The following is an 18,765-nucleotide window of genomic DNA, read 5'->3' as shown; positions in this document are numbered from 1 at the left end:
CCGCCGGTATCACTTTGATAATGACGCCTTTTTATGCCTCGGTCGTTCCTTGCAAGCCCTGCATCAGAGCGGCCTTCGAGTGTGATCGCCATGTCCCAATCACCGCTGCCCCCTGTGAAGGGGGTTCGCTTTGCCAGCGTCCCGGCCGGTCTTCGGGACTGGCAGCGCGATGACCTGCTACTGGTTGAAATCGACCAGGGCGCCGCTGTCTCGGCAGTGTTTACCCAGAATCCCTTTTGCGCAGCGCCGGTAGTGGTGGCCAGGGAGCATCTCCGCCGGGGGCGGGTTCGCGCCCTGCTGGTGAATGCTGGCAATGCCAATGCGGCCACCGGGGCGCGCGGGCTCAGTGATGCGCAGACCTGCTGCGCGGCCGTGGCCAAAGCCCTGGCTGTTCGCCCGGAACAGGTGTTGCCTTTCAGCACCGGCGTGATCGGCGAGCATCTGCCACTGCAGAAACTGCTGGACGCTATACCCCCCGCTGCCGCGCAGTTGTGCCACCGCGGTTGGGACCGCGCCGCACAAGCGATCCTGACCACCGACACCCGCGCCAAAACCGCCAGCCGCACCCTGGAGGTCAAGGGTGAGCGGATCACCGTTGCCGGCATCGCCAAGGGCGCCGGCATGATCCAGCCGAATATGGCGACCATGCTCGCCTATGTCGCCACCGATGCCGCTATTGCCCGGCCCCTGCTGGATACCCTGCTGAACGAGGCGGTGGGGGCCTCCTTCAACCGCATCTGTGTGGACGGGGATACCTCCACCAACGATGCCTGTGTCCTGATTGCCACGGGCGCGGCGGGCAGGCCGGTTAAAACGCCTGGGGATGCGGGCTATAGCGCCCTGCGCCAGGCCATCACAGAGGTCCATATCGCCCTCGCCCAGGCGATTGTGCAAGACGGGGAAGGGGCCAGCAAGTTTGTCACCCTGCAGGTGGCGGAGGCGGAGAGCCCTGAGGAGGCCCTGCGGGTGGCCTTTGCGGTGGGCCGCTCGCCACTGGTCAAAACCGCCCTCTACGCCTCGGACCCCAATTGGGGGCGGCTGGTGATGGCGATCGGCAACGGTATACAGGGCGGGCTGGATACCCGGCGGGTGCATATCACCCTGGACGGGGTGCCGGTGGTGGAGGCCGGTTGCCGCGCCCCGGATTACCGGGAGGCCCAGGGTGCGGCGGTGTTCGCCAAAGCGGCCTTTACCATCCGCATCGCACTGGGCCGCGGCCATTGCAGCGAACATATCTGGACCTGTGACTTCTCCCACGGGTATGTCACCATCAACGCCGAATACCGGTCCTAAGGAGTCAGCGTGGATGAAACGATTCATGTCGCGGTCGGGGTTGTGGTGCGCAGTGACGGCAAAATCCTGATCGCCCGCCGCCCCCGGCACCAGCATATGGGCGGCTACTGGGAGTTTCCCGGTGGCAAGGTGGAAGCGGGGGAAAGCGTACAGCAGGCCCTTTGCCGCGAGCTGCGCGAGGAAGTGGCCATCGCGGTGTGCACACTGCAGCCGCTGGTGGCGATCCGCCATGCCTACCGGGAAAAAATCGTATTGCTGGATACCTGGCAGGTCACGGCGTTTTCCGGCCAGGCCGTGGGCCGGGAGGGCCAGGAAATTGCCTGGGTGGCACTGCAGGCGCTGGACCAATACCGCTTTCCCGAGGCCAACCGGGGGATGATCGATGCGCTCAAAACGGCGCGACAGGGCAGTCTAGACAGCGGCCAGGGGCGGCAATCAGGCCGCTTGTGAATCCCTTGGGCTCGGGTTAGTGGTGGGGCTGGTCCGGGTTCGGCTCATCTCCCGGTATATCACCGTAGGCCGGCTCGCCCGGTATCCTGTGCCCCTCACTGGCCCATTCGCCCAGGTCGATCAGCTTGCAGCGCTCGCTGCAAAACGGCCTGAAGGGAAACCGGTCGCTCCACGCGATGGGTTTTTTGCACGAGGGGCAGTTCAGGGACGGGGTGGCGTTGCGTTTGGACATGGGGAGCTGGATACCGGTAATGAATGGGCTGGTCACTTGAATCGGTGGCTAGGGTGTGGCTGCGGCCATTTTCACATACTGGCTGTGCAGGGTTTCCACCTGGGCTTGCAGTGCCGCCAACCCGGCTGAATTATCCAGCACATCGTCGGCTTTTTCCAGGCGTTGTTCCCGGCTCAGCTGCGCCGCCATCACCTTGCGGATATGCGCCCCATAACAGTTGTCCCTGGCGCTGGCGCGGGCAATCTGCAGGGATTCGGGCAGGTCGATCACGCAGACCCGGTGTACCAGTTGGTCCTGGCCCGACTCCATCAGCAGGGGGGACTCCAGTATTGCGTAGGGCCCGGGACTCCGCTTGAGCGCGGTGATGATTTCCTCCCGGATCAACGGGTGCAGCAATTGCTCCAGCCAGGCCCGTTCGGCGGGATCGTCAAATACCCGGGTACGCAGTGCGGCCCGGTCCAGGGCGCCGTTTTCAAGCAGTATGGCGCTTCCAAAGTGCCGGGCGATCTCCGCCAGGGCGGGTTGGCCGGGCTGCACCACCACCCGCGCGGCCCAGTCCGCATCCACAACCGGGATACCCAATGCGCGAAAGCACCCGGCAGCGGCCGACTTGCCACTGCCGATACCACCGGTCAGACCAACCCTAAACAAGGCGCTGCCTCCCCAGGCGAAATCCGGGGTCCAGTGTACGGCAAGTTGCCGGGCCTGCCCAACGGCATCAGCGACCGAGGCCGGCAAAGTTCAGGTACCAGCGCAGGATCTGGTCCCCCCACAGCATGGCAATCCAGCCGGCGCCCGCCAGGTAGGGGCCAAAGGCAATGGGCAGGCTGCGGTCGCGCCCGGCCACCAGGCTCCAGGTGATCCCGGCCACAGCACCCACCGCCGCCGAGAGCAGGATCACCATGGGCAGCATCTGCCAGCCAAACCAGGCCCCGATGGCGGCCAGGATCTTGAAATCCCCGGCGCCCATGCCCTCCTTGCCGGTGGCCAGCTTGAAGCCGTGGAAAACCAGCCACAGGGACCCGTAGCCCGCCGCCGCCCCGATGACCGCATCCTCCAAAGGCACAAACAGGCCCTGGAGATTGACCAGCAGCCCGGCCCACAGCAGCGGCAGGGTGATGCTGTCCGGCAACAACTGCTTGTCGAAGTCGATCCCGGTCAGGGCCACCAGGGCCCAGGTCAACCCACAGCCTGCCAGCGCCTGCCAGGTAAAGCCCAGCTGCCAAACCACAACAGCGGTCAGAACCCCGGTGATCAGTTCCACCAGGGGATAGCGCCCGGCGATGGCGGCACCGCAGGCGCCGCAACGGCCGCGCAGAAACAGATAGCTGATCACCGGAATGTTCTGCCAGGGTTTTATTGTCGCGCGGCAGTGGGGGCAGCGGGAGTGGGGGCGCATCAGGTTGAACGGGGTAGCGAGGGTTTTCTGCTCCGCGGTATTCAACGGGATATCAAAGTAGCGGTAACATTCCCGTTTGTAGTCCCGCTCCATCATCACGGGTAAACGGAGGATCACCACATTGAGAAAGCTGCCGATCAGCAGGCCCAAAAGGAAAGCGCCGCTTGGAAGCAGCGCGGGGTGTGCGATTAGGGTGTCGAGCATTGGGATTGTGTCTTATACCACCTGGCCGAGCTGGAATATTGGGAGATACATGGCAATCATCAAACCACCGACCAGGATGCCCAGTACCGCCATAATCATCGGTTCGAGTAAAGTGGTCAGGTTATCCACCATATTATCCACGGCCTCTTCATAGTAATCGGCCGCTTTGCCCAGCATTTCATCCAGCGCACCGGACTCTTCGCCGATCGCGGTCATTTGCACCAGCATGGTGGGATACAGACCGGAGGCTCTTAAGGCCACATTCAAGGGGATGCCGGTTGCCACGGCGTCGCGCACTTTCAGAGTCGCCTCTTCGTACAGGCTGTTGCCTGTCGCACCGGCAACGGATTTCAGGGCATCAATCAGGGGAACGCCTGCAGCAAAGGTGGTTGATAAGGTACGGGCAAAGCGGGCAGAAATGGAATTGTAGGTAATATTGCCAAGGATGGGGAGCTTTAAAATCAAGCGGTCAAAGAATTCAGCAACGCGTTTATTGCGCTTCTTGGCTTCCAGCGTACCGCCAATGCCGATTACAACGCAAATCAGGGCGATAAACCAGTTGGCCTGCATCCACTCGGACATCCCCACCACCAGTTGCGTAAATGCTGGCAGGTCTGCCCCGAAACTGGAGAAAGTTTCGGCAAACTGCGGCACCACTTTGATCAGCAGGATTGAGGTTACGACAATGGCAACCACAACCACCGCAATCGGGTAGGTCATGGCCTTTTTGATTTTTGCCTTGAGCGACTCGGTTTTTTCCTTGTAGGTGGCAATCCGGTCCAACATGGTTTCCAGCGCACCGGACTGCTCCCCGGATGCCACCAGGTTGCAGAAGAGGTTGTCAAAATAGAGCGGGTGCTTGCGCAGGGCCTCGGCAAATGCGGTACCGGAGGCCACATCGTCGCGAATAGTGAAAATCAATGCTTTCACGCCCTGGTTGTCCAGGCCATCGGCCACGATCTCAAAGCTCTGTACCAGCGGTACCCCCGCTTTCATCATGGTGGCCATCTGGCGGGTAAACAGGGCGATATCCGCGGGCTTGACTTTTTTCTTGCCACCGCCAAACAGCGGTTTGGGTTTCTTGTGCACGCGGTTGGCAATAATGCCCCGCTTGCGCAATTGCGCCTTGACCAGCGCCGGGCTGGTACCGCTGATCTCCCCCTGGACTCTGGCCCCTTTGCTGTCCACGCCTTTGTAGAGGTAGGCGACCGCTGTGGCGTTGGCCATAAATACGTTTCCTGCTTGTTATTTCACTGCGGCAATCAAAATTCCGGCACAATTGTGCGGTGTAGGATTGCTCGCCTGGCGCCGGTGACCAGGGCATCCAACTTTTTACTGTAAGGTATCCAGCCCCCTGTACGGCAGAAGGCACAATCGGCAGGGTACACTTAATCCTTGGTCACCCTATTGGCCTCCTCCAGGCTGGTAATCCCCATCGCCACCTTGCGCAAAGCCGAAGTCCTGAGGTTATTGAAACCCTCCTCGCGGGCCTGATCGGCAATCTGAATCGAGTTGCCGCCCTCCATTATAATTCTGGAGATGCCATCGGTAATGCGAACCACTTCATACACGCCCACGCGACCCTTGTAGCCTTTGGAGCAGTGTTCGCAACCCACAGGCTGGAAGAGGGTCCAGGTGTTCTTGGGAATGGTCACCCCGGAAAAGCCCTCCTCAGCCAGCACCTCATTGGGCAGTGTGACCGGTTTCTTGCACTCTTTACATAACCGCCGCGCCAATCGCTGCGCGATAATCACACTCACCGAGGTGGCGATATTAAAGGTGGGTACGCCCATATTCATCAGGCGCGTGAGGGTTTCCGGGGCCGAATTGGTGTGCAGGGTGGACAGTACCAGGTGCCCGGTCTGCGCGGCCTTGATGGCGATCTCGGCGGTTTCCAGATCGCGGATCTCCCCCACCATCACGATATCCGGATCCTGGCGCAAAAAGGAGCGCAGGGCCTCGGCAAAATCCAGCCCCACCTTGGCGGCGACATTCACCTGGTTGACCCCCTCCAGGTTGATTTCCACCGGGTCTTCCGCCGTGGAGATATTGCGCTCCGGGGTGTTGAGAATATTGAGTCCGGTATAGAGGGACACGGTCTTACCGGAACCGGTGGGGCCGGTCACCAGGATCATGCCCTGGGGCTGGGCCAGGGCATCCATATACAGTTGTTTTTGCTCCTCCTCATAGCCCAGCGCATCGATGCCCAGTTGGGCGGAAGTGGGGTCCAGAATCCGCAGCACGATTTTTTCCCCCCACAGGGTGGGGAGGCTGTTGACACGGAAATCGATGGCCTTGGTTTTCGACAGCTTCATCTTGATGCGCCCATCCTGGGGTACGCGCCGCTCGGAGATATCCATTTTCGACATCACTTTCAGGCGCGCCGAGAGGCGGGGCGCCAACTGGATGGGGGGTTTGGCCACTTCGTGCAGTACGCCATCGGTGCGGAAGCGGACCCGGTAGGTTTTTTCGTAGGGCTCGAAGTGAATATCTGAGGCCCCGCTGCGGATCGCATCAAGGAGCACCTTGTTCACAAAGCGCACAACGGGGGCTTCATCACCACCGGGGGCCTCGTCGTCCCGTGCCGGTTCGTCGTTACCCACCTCCAGGGCTTCCAGCTCCTCGTCGTCCATGCCCTCCAGGCCCGCACCCATATCGCTGTTATGGGACAGGTAACTCTCGATGGCTTTTGCCAGCTTGTCCGCCTCCACCAGCACCGCGTCAGTACTGAGGCCGGTATTGAAATTGATCTCATCCAGCCCCGCCAGGTTGGTGGGGTCCGCCACGGCTACAAACAGGCGGTTGCCCCGTTGGTACAGGGGCAGGGCAAAGTGCTTGGCGATCAGTTTTTCATCAACGATATCCTTGGGGATCAGCTCGAAGTTGTAGCTGCCAAGCTCAAACAGGGGTGTGCCAAAAGCCAGGGCGGCAATTCCGGCGAGTTCGCGGGCCTTGATCAGTTTGGCCTCCACCGCGTGCTGGGCAAAGGTCTGGTTTTCCCGCCGCGCTGCCTGGGTGGCGGCAGCGGCCGTGGTTGCGTCGAGCACCTGCTCTGCCACCAGGCGTTTGGCCAGGCCGCTAAGGGGGGGAGCTGTCATGGAATACACCGTCGCATACAGTAACTGAACCCTTGGCACAAAAGAATGTTGTCTCCCCCCACCACTTCCCGGTGGGAACGCCAGGGGCCGGAGCCAAATATAACGAAAGAATTCCTATCAGCCAAACCAAACCGTATAGTCTTCTCCCGGTAAAAAAATGAAACAGGGATTTGTTCACTACTGACAAATTTTGTCACTGTTTGATTGGCTTGGTCAGCTTTTGCTGATCGGCAAAAGACCGCAGATACTAGAGAAGTGATACAGATCGCATTTACACCAAAGGCACACGGGTTTTACTTGCTGGAATTGGCACAATCCTTGTATCTTATTCTGTGATTTCCTCACGGGATTCACCTTAACGAAAAGTTTGTATGGAGACGGTTACAATGAAAAAGCAACAGGGTTTTACTCTTATTGAATTGATGATTGTGGTGGCGATTATCGGTATTTTGGCGGCGGTGGCACTGCCTGCTTACCAGGACTACACGGTACGCGCCAAGGTATCTGAAGGTATGGTTATGGCCAGCAGCCTAAAGGTGGGTGTGACTGAGCTGTTCGCTGACTCAGGTGTAGCTGGAATTGCAAGGTATGCCACTGAGATTTCAAATGATATTGATAATGTAAAAACCAAATTGGTGGGAAATGTTGCAATAGATGGCACTACTGGCGCTATTACACTGACGATGAGTGGAATTCCGCAGCTTGGGACAGGTAAGCAGGATATAGTTTTTGTACCCCAAATTAATGGTACAGCGATTTCTGATGGAAATTCTACCGGTACAATCCAATGGCTATGTAATACAACTGCAACTACAGTTGAAAAGCAATTTTTGCCAGCAAATTGTCGTGGGTCCTAAATTTTATCTTGATTGATATAGCCTGCCAATTGTATCAGTATGCCATTTTTTTGAGGGAACGCCCTGATTTGTAAGCTATTGTCCATATTTTCTCTTTGACTCCGGGGCTCAAACAACTGAAGTCTGGGATCTTCAGTCAAAGAGTTAGTTGAGGCTGTAAATAGGGTTGTTTTTCTAGAAGATTGTTTTTATATACATTGAAGGGTTGCTCTGGTATAGAGCTGGTAAAATGGGCCACTTAAGTTGAGTGGTCCATTTTTTTAAGCTTGCGGAAAATACAGAATGATTAACTGATGGCTATCTATTCAATAGCTGGTCACCTTAAGAATAATAATGGCATGGTTTTATAAAGCATTGCCCACTCATTATTTTACTTCGTATTCTGCACAGGGCAGCATTGGAGCGAGACAGGGCAGTGGGTATGGGTGGCTGTGTGTTGCAGTGTGTTCCCTTTGGTTTTTTCTGACCCTTAACCCTTTCCATATTCTAGTCTTGGAACTTGGGTTTGGCTATTACGATTACAAGAGGGTGTTGCAGGTTGGGTTGATTTGCAGCGCCGCCCTGCTTGTCTTTTTTAAGGTGTATAGAGCCGGGATTGCCGATGTAATTCATCAGAGAGGCATGGTTCTCCCCTGGCTGGTTTCCTGCCTTTTTATTTTTATTTCTGCCGCCTTGTCTGATCATCCCTGCCAGTCTGCTTTGGAGAGTATCCACTGGCTGCTGTTGCTGTCGGTGTTCACTGTCGGTGTTTATATTGCCAGAGTGGGTTTGTCTCAGTGGCTGCTGGGTGTATTCCTGTTCTGTCACGGGCTGGTCGTTATTAAAAGCTTGCTTTTTTTTGGATTTGAGGTTTTTGTAAGTGGGGCCTTGCGTGCCGAGATGATTTTTCCCTTTGTGGATAATTTCCGGTTTTTTAACCAAATCCAGGTTTTTATTATACCGCTATTGATGCTATTTTCTGCAAAAGCAAAGTTTTATCGTCTCGCATATTTATTTTTATTTTTTAATTTCTTGCTCGCCTTTGCTAGTGGAGCTAGGGGCTTGCTGCTTTCCACTGTTGTTGCTGGATTGTTGTCCTTCATATTTTTGAAGCCCTGGCGTCGTGAGATTTTAATTGGCCTGGTAGTCTGTGTTGCTGCTTTTCTGGTTTATTTTCTGATTGTAAACTATTTGGGTGATGGTGCCTATTTATTGCGTTCAGGTACCTCAAGGCGAATTGATATTTGGAAAGAGTTATTGGGTCAGCTTTCAGCCTGGAATGTCTTTATCGGCAACGGCATGGGGTCTTATACATTTCATAATTTTACGGATTTTGTGGGGCATCCACACAATAGCATTTTGCAGTTTTTGTATGAGTGGGGAGGTATTGCCACCGCCTCCGCTATTGCTGCCATACTATGTCTGAACTGGGCATCCTACCAACAGATTAAAAGCAATTGTATCGGGAAAAATAAAGATATTCAGGTCGCATTGCTCGTTGCTCTATGTGCGGCATCTGTCTACTCGCTCTTTGGCGGTATCCTGGTTATGCCGGCACCTCAAGTACTGTTTTTTTTGTTTGTGGGGTTGCTTGTGGGGGGAGGCAACAGGAAAAAAAATACAGTGCTGTGGGTGAGCCCCTCTGGCAGTGTGGCCTTGCGATTTATCTGTGCTGTTTTCCTCGTTGTTTTTGTTGAGCTTGCAGGAAAATACCTTATTCAGCAGGCTGGGCAACAGGAGGGCCATCGCGGTCCTCGATTTTGGGCTAATGGGGCGCCCCTTGTACTATCAGGATATTAGCTATTTTTCAGGCGGCCCTTAAAGTAATCCTGATATTTCGTCCTTTTGCCCAATAGTGAAGAATGCATGGTCAGGTTCTACCAACCGGCCTCCGATCCACCGATTGCACTTATTATCAGAAACCGCGCTTCGCGAATCTTGTTATGAACCCCGGCGTGCGGGCATGGTGCAATGATCGAAATTGGCCCATGTATAACTTTGCCCATATATAACAATGAACCGCTGTATTTTTCCACCTGATCTCCACTTTCTATTCCACGAGCTTTCTGGTCCTGCCAATCTATTCCTAAGAAAAGATACCGTGTAAAAACCACGCCCTGGAGGTCAGGTCCTGAAAGACCCAGTAGAGCCCGCCGTCATCGCCTCTCGCCATATAGTAATCCCGCCTGTGATGGCCGTGTTGCCACCAATAACCGCCGATTTTTTCTGGGCCCTGCAGCAGTTGCAATTCTCCGCGGTAAAACAGCGTGTGGCCGCGGTGTGATAACGGGCTGGGGCGGGGCAGCAGCCAGTTGGGGCGGGGAGGATGACAGGGCGGGGGCGGAGGGCACTTTTGCCCCCGATTGCTCGGCAGGGGTGGGTGCCAGGCCTGCTCGGGCAGGCCGTTTCCCTTCAGGGCAACCGTGGACAGGGCCTGGTGGCCCAGGCGGGCTTTGAGCTTGTCCAGCAGCGCCTGGCTGCCCTTGTTAAACAGTGCCTCTGCGGGTTTTTCCTGAGCCAGGGGCTCTGGCTGGCTGCACGTCAAACGCAGTGTCCGCACGGGGTCAGGCGCTGCTTGTTCCCGTTGCCGTCTGGTCAATGCCAGCAGGCGTTGGGACGCCAGCGGAGCGCGGGGGTCTGCCCCGGTGTAGCTGTGGCTTCTGCCCCGGCCAAAATCCCGTTGCCAGTGCAGCTGGCGGGGATCGCACTGGCGCCGCTGCAGCTGCTGGTAGAGTGTCCTGAGCAGGTGGTTGGCGGGAAACCGCAACGGCTCACTGTGTTCCAGGGGCCTGCGAAAATACAGCGCGGTAGGGTATTGGGCGGGGAGGTGGTGGTTGGAGACCGGGTCCTGCCGGCTGCCATTCAAGCGGGTGAAATACTCCACAAAAGGGCGGCCAAAGCGGGAAGCCACCTCGGACAGGGGCATGGTGCGTAACTGGCTCACCCGCCGGATACCGCAAGCGTAGAGTTGGGTCATGGTGCGATGGTCGCAGTCGAGCAGTTTGCTCGGAGCGGCGCCGATCCACTGTTGCCACTGCTGCGGGCTGGGGGCGCTATGGGCTTGCGCCAGCCACCGCCGGTGCGCCGGCAACTGGCTGAGCAGGCGCGCGGCACTGGGGCTCTGGCCGAGGCCCATCAACCCGTCGAGGTTCATCTGTTCCAGTGCCTGTTGCACCTGATCCAGCAGGGCCCTGAGCCCGCCGTTGGCCTTCAGGCTGCCGCTCAATTCCACCAGCAGGCAGGCCGGGCGGCTGTCCCCGTCCTGCATCGGGCCTGCGGCCTGGGCGGAGACCAGCGGGGTAAAGCGGTAGCTCCAGCGGGCCAGTTGCGCCAACTGCTGTTGCTCCTGTGCCCGGTCCCGTTGCAGCAGATAAAGACCCCTATTGCGCGCGCGCGCCGTGGCGCTACTGAGCCCGACCGCCACACCGCGCTCTGCGGCGGGGCGGTTGCGGGCAACAATCCACTGCTGTTCAACCACCCCCAGGGCCCCGGTCTGCTTACCCGCTTTGAGGGTTCGGGTGAGGGCTTCCAGGGGCAGTGTGGGCAATTGAATACAGAGCCAGAGCATGGCAGCGTCCGCGTTTTTGCCCGGCTCAGTGCAGGGGCTGGGCACAGTGCGCCGGGTGGGCTATGCGGGCCAAAGACAGGCGCCGGCCACTGGCACCACCGGGCTGTTGCAGCCGTTCCAGCACCAGCTGCGCGCCGTTGCTGTGCAATTGCAGGCGCAGGCTGGCGGGGGAGGGGCTGAGGGATTCGGTGTGGGGGCGAAAATGAAAGTGCAGGCAGTTTCCCCTCTGGGCGGCCAGTTGCAGGCGCCGCAGGTGTTTGTTCGTGAAGGTGTGGTGGCCCTGCCAGCTGACCAGGGCTGCGCAACTGCCGGAGCAGAGGGATTGCTCGATCGCCCAGCGGGTGTCTTGCGGCCCGCGGGGATGCACGAGCCACAGTTTGTCCAGCGCAATGCCGCTGCGGGCGAGGGCGGGGGCAAAAGGGGTGCAGGGCGGGTTGACCAACAGTACCTGCCCGCCGCGCCGGGTGAGCCTGGCGAGGGTGGGCAGCAGCAGGGAGAATTCACCAATCCCGGCTCCCTTGGGCAGCAGTTCGGTGCTGGCGCCGCGGGGCCAGCCGCGCTGTGGGAGCAGGGCATCCAGGCTGACGTAGCCGGTCGGGATGCCAGTGCATTCGCGCCCGCCGGCAGTCGGCGGCCTGTCTGCGTCCATGCGCCGGTATTCCGGCCGGTTGTCCGGGTCGCGGCCCTGCTGTAGATTTATCGCGCTGCCCAAGTCTCCCTCCCCCAATCCCGACCCCCGGCTCGATCAGGAGGTGGTTTGTATTTTTATACAGTAGTACTGTTAATTTATACAGTACCTAGCTACTGGCCGCAAGTGTCGACAGGGAGGATCGCCACTTTTGTGCCCAGTGCAAACCCGCTATGATTCCGCCTTCTTTACCAATTTCGGATCAATCTATTCAAGGGGGTGCAGTGAGTATCAAGTCCGACAAGTGGATTCGCCGGATGGCCGCGCAGTACGGCATGATCGAGCCTTTTGAACGGGGCCAGGTGCGCCATGGCAAAGCGGGCGAGCGGCTGATCTCCTATGGCACTTCCAGTTACGGTTACGATGTGCGCTGTGCCGGCGAGTTCAAAATCTTTACCAATGTGCACTCCGCCACGGTGGACCCGAAGACCTTTGACGAAAACAGTTTTGTGGATGTGGAAGGGGACTACTGCGTGATCCCGCCGAATTCTTTCGCGCTGGCACGCACGGTGGAATATTTTCGTATCCCGCGCTCGGTGCTCACCATCTGCCTGGGCAAGTCCACCTATGCCCGCTGCGGTATCATCGTCAATGTGACCCCGCTGGAGCCGGAGTGGGAAGGCCATGTCACGCTGGAATTTTCCAACACCACCAACCTGCCGGCCAAGATCTACGCCAACGAGGGTGTGGCGCAGATGCTGTTTTTCGAGTCCGACGAGGTGTGTGACGTTTCCTACGCGGACCGCGGCGGCAAGTACCAGGGCCAGCGCGGCGTTACCCTGCCGCGCACCTGATACCCTGGCTTGCGGGGTTCAGCATCTGCGACGCTGCCGCCCGCCCAGTGGAGTCCGACGCGCACAGGGTGCCGCCCCGGACTCCGGCTGCCTCAACCTAATAGCGATAGTAACGGCCGCGATAGCGGTAGTGATCCCTGCGCTTTCTCTCCCGGTCGTAGAGGTAGCCGGCACCGGCGCCAATCACAGCACCTGCGGCGGTACCACCGGGGCGTCCGCCACTGATCAGTGCTCCTGATACGGCACCGATGCCGACCCCGGTACCGATACGGCGGTCCGTATCGCTCATATTGGCACAGCCCTGGCCCCCGAGGCCCGCAGCCAATACCGCGGCCAGGCTGAGATGTTTGATGGCTTTGCGTCGCATAGACACCTCTGTCATAGGTTGGTGGAGGGTGATGGTGTCGGCGGAAAGGGCCGAACAATGTCGCAGCCAGTGTAGGGTGGGGCCATGGCAGCAACAAATTGTGCTCAATCCGGGGCCTGTTGGAGTATAAAAATACGAGCCGGGCAGGGGATTGTTCGCTGCCGCCTGTACCGGCGGATTGAAGGAATTTGGATTGGGGATGTCGCGAGACTACTATTTAAGTGCCGAGGCGTGCTTTGCGGAGCAAAGCCCAATAAAAAGCGGGCCGTAACGGAGACTGGACTAACCCGGAAATACGCCCACAGCGGGTGACCACTGGTCTGGATGATTTCAGCGAGGTGACAGCGGGAGTAGAGCCAGTCAGCTTAAAGAGGGAGCGGTCGAAATGAATTCGGCCGCAAATTATTTTTGACCGGATGTTTTTTACTCCCACCCCGGATTTCCTTTCCCCCCTTTTCTGCATTGCTGCCCGGTTGTGGGTCTGTGCGGTCGCCGTATCACAAACCGTGCGATCTCAGTGGGCCCTGGTGTAGACCTGTTCCCCTTCCACCCAGGTTTCCAGCACCTGCGCGCGCCAGATTGCCTGTGGGTCTATGGCAAAAATATCCCGGTCCAACAGGATAAAGTCAGCAAATTTACCCGGCGTGAGGTTGCCGATCACCGTTTCCTGGTGGCTTGCATAGGCGGCGTCCAGGGTGAAAGCGCGCAGGGCCTGTTCAAGAGTCATGGCTTCCGCTGCGCGCCAGCCCCGCGCGGGTGTGCCCTGACGGTCGCGGCGGGTGACTGCGGCGTGCAGGCCGAAGAGCGGGTTGGCCGGCTCCACCGGGAAATCTGAGCCGGCGGCAATGGGGGTACCCTGTTTCAGCAGGGTCTGCCAGGCATAGGCGCCGGTCAGGCGCGCCTCGCCGAGGCGCGCTCCGGCCATATTTTTATCGCTGGTGGCGTGTGTGGGCTGCATGGAGGCAATCAGGTTGAGCCGCTGGAAGCGGGGGATATCCTTCACTTGGAGAACCTGGGCATGCTCTACGCGGTGGCGGTGGTCTTTCTGGCTGCTGGCCTTGTGCAGGGTTTCCAGGTGATTCAGCACGATATGATTGGCGCGGTCGCCAATGGCATGCACATTGACCTGAAATTGGTTATCGCTGGCGAGTTTTAGCAGCGACAGCATCTTCGTTTCCGGGTAGAGCAGCAGCCCTTTCTCCTGCGGGCGGTCGTGGTAGGGTTCGAGCAGCGCGGCGCCGCGGCTGCCGAGAGCGCCATCGGCGGACAGTTTGATACTGCGCATATAGAGCCGCTCGGAGGGACTGCCGATATGCCCCGCGCGCAGATGCTTGGCGTAATTGTGGCTGTTTACCGAAAGCATGGGGTACATCCGCAGGGGGATCGCGTTTTCCTGTGCGAGTTCGCGGTAGGCCCGCAGGGTCTGTTCGCTGATTCCGGCATCGTGCACACTGGTCAGCCCCAAAGCCAGCGCCTGCGCAAAGGCATCCTGCAGGGATTTTTTATCCTGGGCCAGGGTGGGCTTGGGGATCGCCCGCTGCAACAGACCCATGGCATTGTCGATCAGTATGCCGGTGGGCTCGCCCTTGGCGTCGCGCAGGATTTCCCCGCCCTCGGGGGCTGCGGTGTGCCGGTCGATACCGGCGAGGCGCAGCGCTTTGGAGTTGGCCCAGCCCGCGTGGCCGTCCACGCGCCGCAGCCAGATGGGCTGGTCGATGTCCAGGGTATCCAGTTGTGCGCGGGTGGGAAATTGTTTGCCGGGCCAGGTGACCTGGTTCCAGCCGCGCCCGAGCAGCCACTCGCCGGGCGCCAGCTGTTTGGCATACTGCTTGATGGATACCCGTGCGCTGTCGAGGGATTGGTCGCGCAAATCCAGCATCCGGTTCAACTGGCCGAGCCCCAGCATATGTCCGTGGGCGTCGATCAGCCCGGGCAACAGGGTTTTACCCTCTGCATCGATTTTCTGCGCCTGGGGATACTGCCGCTTGAGCTGTTGGAAATCGCCGGTGGCCAGCACCCTGCCGCGGTCAAAGGCCAGGGCGTCGAAGCGGACCAGGGCCTGGTCCGTTGTCTGGTACCCGGAAACATTGTGTATCAGCGTGGTGGCCTGGGCTCCCATGGCGGCGGTGGCAACCAGTGCGGCTGCCAGTGTGCGGAGAATCTGCATGGTGATTTGCCTCTCTGTTGGACTTTTTTGTGCGTATTGTATCTGTTTATGGGGCTGTGTGCCGCCTCTGCCCCCGGCACAGGGCGCGCGGGTTTTCCCCGGGTTCGCCGGCTCTCACAGTAGGGCTTTGGGGGCTTTTTCCCAGCATAAAAAAGACCGCACGGGGGCGGCCAAAAGAGACTGGGTGAAGCGTGGGAGGGGAAATTAAAACGCGTATCTGAGCGATGCGGAAAAGGTGCGCCCGGGCGCGGCATTGACCGAGAGATCGCGGACCGTGTCGCGACCCGCCACATTCAGGTAGGGCACATAGTATTTGTCGAACAGGTTGTTGACCGCCAGATTCACGGACAGCTGATCCAACAGCTGGTATCCCAGTACCCAGTCCACTGTGCCGAAGCCGGCGGTTTCCGTCTCGTTGTCATTCACCAGGTGCATGCGGTTTGCCCAGCGCAGCAGCAACTGGCTGGTGAGACTCGCGCCGCTGTAGCTGGCCCCGACTACCCCGGAGAGCGGGCTGATGCTGGTGAGGTAGTCGCCGGTGGCGTCATCCTTACCGTGCTGGTAGCTGGCATTGGCAAACAATTCAAAGGCCGGGGACAGAGGCCAGCTTGCAGCGAGTTCCACTCCCTTGATAGTGACGGACTCGATATTCTGGTACTGGTACTGCTCCAGGTCGTGGGAGAAATTGCCTGCGTCGTCGAATATCCGCGCACTGTTGACCAGGGCGGCCTGCAGGAAATCGTCGTATTTTGTATAGTAAACAGCGCTGCTGAAGGCCAGGGGACCCAAGTGCCCGCGCAGGCCCAGTTCGAAGGTGTCGCTGGTTTCCGGTGCCAGGTCATCGGCGGGCAGTATCTGGTAAATGTAGTCCGAGAACTGCTGCTCGTGCTCGATATAGGCCAGATCGTAGGCCGGTACCCTGAAGCCCTGGCCGTACTGGGCAAAGGCGGACAGGTGCGTATTGATTCTGTACAGGGCACCCAGGTTGAGGGAGAGATTGCTCTCCTCAATGGTGGTGTAGGGGGTGCCGTCCGATTTCAGGGCACCCTCGGGATCCATTTCGTACCAGTCGTACCGGAGTCCCGGTGTCACCGTGAGCCGGCCGGCGGCCAGGGTTATCTCGTCGTTCAGGAACAGGCCGGCACGGCTTACCGTGTTTTGCGGGAATTTATCCGTGCTCAAATCCCGCGTGGTAGTCGCTTCCACTTCCCGGTACTCGTGAACCGTGCGGCGGCTCTCGGTGCGCTCCAGGTCCAGGCCGTAGCCCAGGGTATGGGTGTCGTTGAGGGCTTTGCTGGCATTGGACAGCAGGCCGAGAGTGTCCTGGCGGTAGAGACCGGTTTCCCACATGTCGCGGATTTCGAATACGCTGAATCGGGGCGCATTGATATCCAGGCGTGCGTACTGTTCGTCTTCCTGTTCAGACGCGTTGCGGTACAGGCTGATGTTCAACTGGTCGTAGATGGCACTGGGGGTTTCGCTGTGGTAGCGCAGCTGATACGCGCGGTTTTCCTTGCTGGAAACCGTCTGTTCTTCCACGATGTTGTAGCCGAAACTGGCTAAGTGACGGAAGTTGCTCAGCAGGCCATTGGCGCGCCCACCCTCGGTTTCCTGTTTCCAGTGCTCGATGCTGAAGCCGATAAAATCCTCGCCACCCAGATTGTACCTGGCCTTGTACAGCAGACTGTCGGATTCAATCTGGAAGGGCGTCCGGGTCTCGTTGTAATTTTGCTGTTCCTCGCCATCGCGGTAGGCCATCTGCAGCAGTTGCTCAAAATTGCCCGCGCGGTGGGCCAGGGTGGGGGAGAGATGTGCCTGGCGGGTAATGCCGGTGTAGCCCGTTTTAAGGGCCCCGCCGAACTGCGCCCCATCCTCCAGGTAGTCGCTGGCGTCCTTGGTCACAAAGACCACAATGCCCGCCAGGGCATCGGAGCCGTACAGGGAGGACGCGGCGCCCTTGGCCACTTCCACCTGTTTCAGGGTGTCCACCTCGATAAAGCCGCGCCCCACAATATCGTTCAGGCCATTTGCGCCGTAGCCCTCATTGACCCGCATGCCGTCTTTGATGATCAGCACGCGGTCTCCGCCCATACCGCGCACCAGGATATTCTGCGCACCGCCCACCATGCCGGTGACATCGACGCCCGGCTCGTATTGAAACAGCTGGTTCATATCGTTGAGCTGCAGCTGCTCGATTTCATCACTGGTGACCACAGAGATGCTGCCGGTAACGTCTTTCAGCGGCTTTTCCGCGCGGCCGCTGACAACAACCAGCTCCAGGTCATCGGCGGAGGAGGCGGGTGCAGTCTCTGCGTAGAGATGGGAGGAGGAAGCCAAGCCCAGTAAGGCCGCTGCGAGTGGGCGAAGTTTCATGGTGTTGTCCTTGCGTTATTTTTGCGCATGCCAGCAGGCCTGGGTGGTGCGCCGGTACTGTGTCCACCGTATTGGCCCGGTGTCTGCCTGACCACCCAACAGCCCTTCCGTGACCTGTTGGGTGGTCGCCCCCGAAAACTGGCGCAACTGCGAGGAATTGCGGGCGTTTCGGGGCCCGTGCCAGCCTGTGACCGGCAGCGGCAGCTCCCTGTGCCGCAGCAAACCGACAACCGGATTGGTTGCCGGCTTGACCGGAAGCGGATTATAGGGATTGGATGAATAATGTAAAGCTAAATGATAATCAATTTTAATTAGATTAAATTTGACGCTATCGGATTGTTCAGGTACTTTTCGCGGCCTTTGGTACAGAACGAAACTGGTACAGAACGAAAACAGCCGGGCCGGGGAGGCTTGCCGTGATGATTGCAACGATTGAAAACCTGATGGCGAATGTGGCCGATGTGCTGATGACCCCGGTGCTGCTCATAATCCTGGTCTTGTTTGCCTATGCGCTCTACGCCGTGGGGCGCTTTGTTGCCCTGTGGGCACTGCGCCGCCGCAACGCCGCGACCTATCGGCTGGCGCTGAAGCAGGGGCGGGCGGAGTGGCTGCCGGGGTACCAGGTGCACAACTACTTTGTGCGTCACCCCGCGGCCTGTGAGGACGAACTGGAAGTATTCGCGCTGAAAAAACTGGAAACGCTGCGCATGGCCACCCGCCTCGCCCCCATGCTGGGGTTGATTGCCACCATGATCCCCATGGGACCGGCGCTGCGCGCCCTGGCCGATGGCAATATTCAGGGCATCAGCGAAAACCTGATCATTGCCTTTGCCGCGGTGATCTGGGGCCTGGTGATTGCCACACTCACCTTCTGGCCCGCCTCGGTGAAGAAGCGCTGGTTTGCCGCCGAGCTGATCAATATCCGCAAGTTGAAGGAGCCCGCCTGATGCGCTTTCTGGATGAAGATGAGGAACTCAATCCGATTCTGAGCGCGGTCAACCTGATTGATGTCTTCCTGGTGATCATCGCTGCACTCCTGATCGCCATCGCGCAAAACCCTTTAAATGTCTTTTCCAATGAAAAAGTCACGGTAATCAAGAATGCCGGCGAGCCCAATATGGAAGTCATCGTAAAAGACGGTGAGGAAATCAGGCAGTACAAGTCCAGTGGAGAGATCGGCTCGGGCGAGGGCACCCGTGCGGGGATTGCCTACCAGATGGCCGATGGCAGCCTGGTGTATGTACCGGAAAGAAAAGAAGCGTCCTCAAAAAACAACGCTGGCGGGGGTAAATAGCC

The 18,765-nt window shown here is 58.7% G+C and carries 17 protein-coding genes; 7 read left to right on the top strand and 10 right to left on the bottom strand.

Annotated elements, in window-relative coordinates; genetic code table 11:
• Window positions 1–84 precede the first annotated feature (84 nt).
• Together argJ and mutT are read left to right on the top strand one after the other, a co-directional pair.
• Entirely contained in the window at window positions 85–1,293 is a 1,209-nt protein-coding gene (gene argJ / locus ACL7TT_RS12395) for a bifunctional glutamate N-acetyltransferase/amino-acid acetyltransferase ArgJ (RefSeq protein ID WP_413395892.1), read from the top strand.
• Window positions 1,294–1,302: 9 nt separating this feature from the next.
• Window positions 1,303–1,743, top strand: a complete 441-nt coding sequence (gene mutT, locus ACL7TT_RS12390; protein ID WP_413395801.1) for an 8-oxo-dGTP diphosphatase MutT — start codon at window positions 1,303–1,305, stop codon at window positions 1,741–1,743.
• Between the two features lie 16 nt (window positions 1,744–1,759).
• Here the strand turns inward: mutT and yacG are convergent, their stop codons facing one another.
• From yacG to pilB, 5 genes are all read right to left on the bottom strand, one after another.
• Window positions 1,760–1,975, bottom strand: coding sequence for a DNA gyrase inhibitor YacG (gene yacG, locus ACL7TT_RS12385; RefSeq protein ID WP_413395799.1), 216 nt, complete (start codon window positions 1,973–1,975; stop codon window positions 1,760–1,762).
• A gap of 48 nt (window positions 1,976–2,023) precedes the next feature.
• A complete protein-coding gene (coaE, locus tag ACL7TT_RS12380; RefSeq protein ID WP_413395798.1) occupies window positions 2,024–2,626 on the bottom strand; it encodes a dephospho-CoA kinase in 603 nt (200 codons plus the stop codon).
• A gap of 67 nt (window positions 2,627–2,693) precedes the next feature.
• A complete protein-coding gene (locus ACL7TT_RS12375) occupies window positions 2,694–3,578 on the bottom strand; it encodes a prepilin peptidase (protein WP_413395796.1) in 885 nt (294 codons plus the stop codon).
• A gap of 12 nt (window positions 3,579–3,590) precedes the next feature.
• Complete coding sequence (locus ACL7TT_RS12370; RefSeq protein ID WP_413395794.1) at window positions 3,591–4,805, bottom strand: type II secretion system F family protein; 1,215 nt, start codon at window positions 4,803–4,805, stop codon at window positions 3,591–3,593.
• Between the two features lie 161 nt (window positions 4,806–4,966).
• Window positions 4,967–6,676, bottom strand: a complete 1,710-nt coding sequence (pilB, locus tag ACL7TT_RS12365) for a type IV-A pilus assembly ATPase PilB (protein WP_413395792.1) — start codon at window positions 6,674–6,676, stop codon at window positions 4,967–4,969.
• 386 nt (window positions 6,677–7,062) lie between these two features.
• Between pilB and ACL7TT_RS12360 the strand changes: the two genes are divergently transcribed.
• Window positions 7,063–7,533, top strand: coding sequence for a pilin (locus ACL7TT_RS12360; RefSeq protein ID WP_413395790.1), 471 nt, complete (start codon window positions 7,063–7,065; stop codon window positions 7,531–7,533).
• Between the two features lie 333 nt (window positions 7,534–7,866).
• Entirely contained in the window at window positions 7,867–9,312 is a 1,446-nt protein-coding gene (locus ACL7TT_RS12355) for an O-antigen ligase family protein (protein WP_413395788.1), read from the top strand.
• A gap of 286 nt (window positions 9,313–9,598) precedes the next feature.
• Here ACL7TT_RS12355 and ACL7TT_RS12350 read toward each other — a convergent pair whose 3' ends face one another.
• Window positions 9,599–11,080 (bottom strand): Y-family DNA polymerase, encoded by a 1,482-nt coding sequence (locus tag ACL7TT_RS12350; protein ID WP_413395786.1) that lies wholly within the window; start codon window positions 11,078–11,080, stop codon window positions 9,599–9,601.
• A 25-nt stretch (window positions 11,081–11,105) separates the two neighbouring features.
• A complete protein-coding gene (gene imuA / locus ACL7TT_RS12345; RefSeq protein ID WP_413395784.1) occupies window positions 11,106–11,792 on the bottom strand; it encodes a translesion DNA synthesis-associated protein ImuA in 687 nt (228 codons plus the stop codon).
• Between the two features lie 200 nt (window positions 11,793–11,992).
• Here imuA and dcd point away from each other — a divergent pair, with 200 nt between their 5' ends.
• On the top strand, window positions 11,993–12,562 hold the full coding sequence (gene dcd, locus ACL7TT_RS12340) for a dCTP deaminase (protein ID WP_299942342.1): 570 nt from the start codon (window positions 11,993–11,995) through the stop codon (window positions 12,560–12,562).
• A gap of 97 nt (window positions 12,563–12,659) precedes the next feature.
• Here dcd and ACL7TT_RS12335 read toward each other — a convergent pair whose 3' ends face one another.
• The 3 genes from ACL7TT_RS12335 to ACL7TT_RS12325 all read right to left on the bottom strand — a co-directional run bounded on the left by ACL7TT_RS12335 (window position 12,660) and on the right by ACL7TT_RS12325 (window position 17,469).
• Window positions 12,660–12,929, bottom strand: coding sequence for a hypothetical protein (locus ACL7TT_RS12335; RefSeq protein WP_299942344.1), 270 nt, complete (start codon window positions 12,927–12,929; stop codon window positions 12,660–12,662).
• Window positions 12,930–13,443: 514 nt separating this feature from the next.
• The gene (locus ACL7TT_RS12330; RefSeq protein WP_413395781.1) at window positions 13,444–15,096 is read right to left on the bottom strand and encodes an amidohydrolase; all 1,653 of its coding nucleotides are present in this window, start codon (window positions 15,094–15,096) and stop codon (window positions 13,444–13,446) included.
• 204 nt (window positions 15,097–15,300) lie between these two features.
• Window positions 15,301–17,469, bottom strand: a complete 2,169-nt coding sequence (locus ACL7TT_RS12325; protein WP_413395779.1) for a TonB-dependent hemoglobin/transferrin/lactoferrin family receptor — start codon at window positions 17,467–17,469, stop codon at window positions 15,301–15,303.
• A 419-nt stretch (window positions 17,470–17,888) separates the two neighbouring features.
• Here ACL7TT_RS12325 and ACL7TT_RS12320 point away from each other — a divergent pair, with 419 nt between their 5' ends.
• Together ACL7TT_RS12320 and ACL7TT_RS12315 are read left to right on the top strand one after the other, a co-directional pair.
• Window positions 17,889–18,416 carry a MotA/TolQ/ExbB proton channel family protein gene (locus ACL7TT_RS12320; protein WP_413395777.1) on the top strand — a complete coding sequence of 176 codons (528 nt, stop codon included), beginning with the start codon at window positions 17,889–17,891 and terminating at the stop codon, window positions 18,414–18,416.
• Window positions 18,416–18,763, top strand: coding sequence for a DUF2149 domain-containing protein (locus ACL7TT_RS12315; RefSeq protein ID WP_413395775.1), 348 nt, complete (start codon window positions 18,416–18,418; stop codon window positions 18,761–18,763). Before ACL7TT_RS12320 ends, ACL7TT_RS12315 begins: the two co-directional genes overlap by 1 nt.
• Window positions 18,764–18,765 lie beyond the last annotated feature (2 nt).

The sequence above is a fragment of the Microbulbifer jejuensis genome, from assembly GCF_047289955.1.
Taxonomy (GTDB): Bacteria; Pseudomonadota; Gammaproteobacteria; order Pseudomonadales; family Cellvibrionaceae; genus Microbulbifer.
The sequence above is the reverse complement of the archived record's forward strand: the minus strand, read 5'-3'. Positions and strand labels throughout refer to the sequence as shown.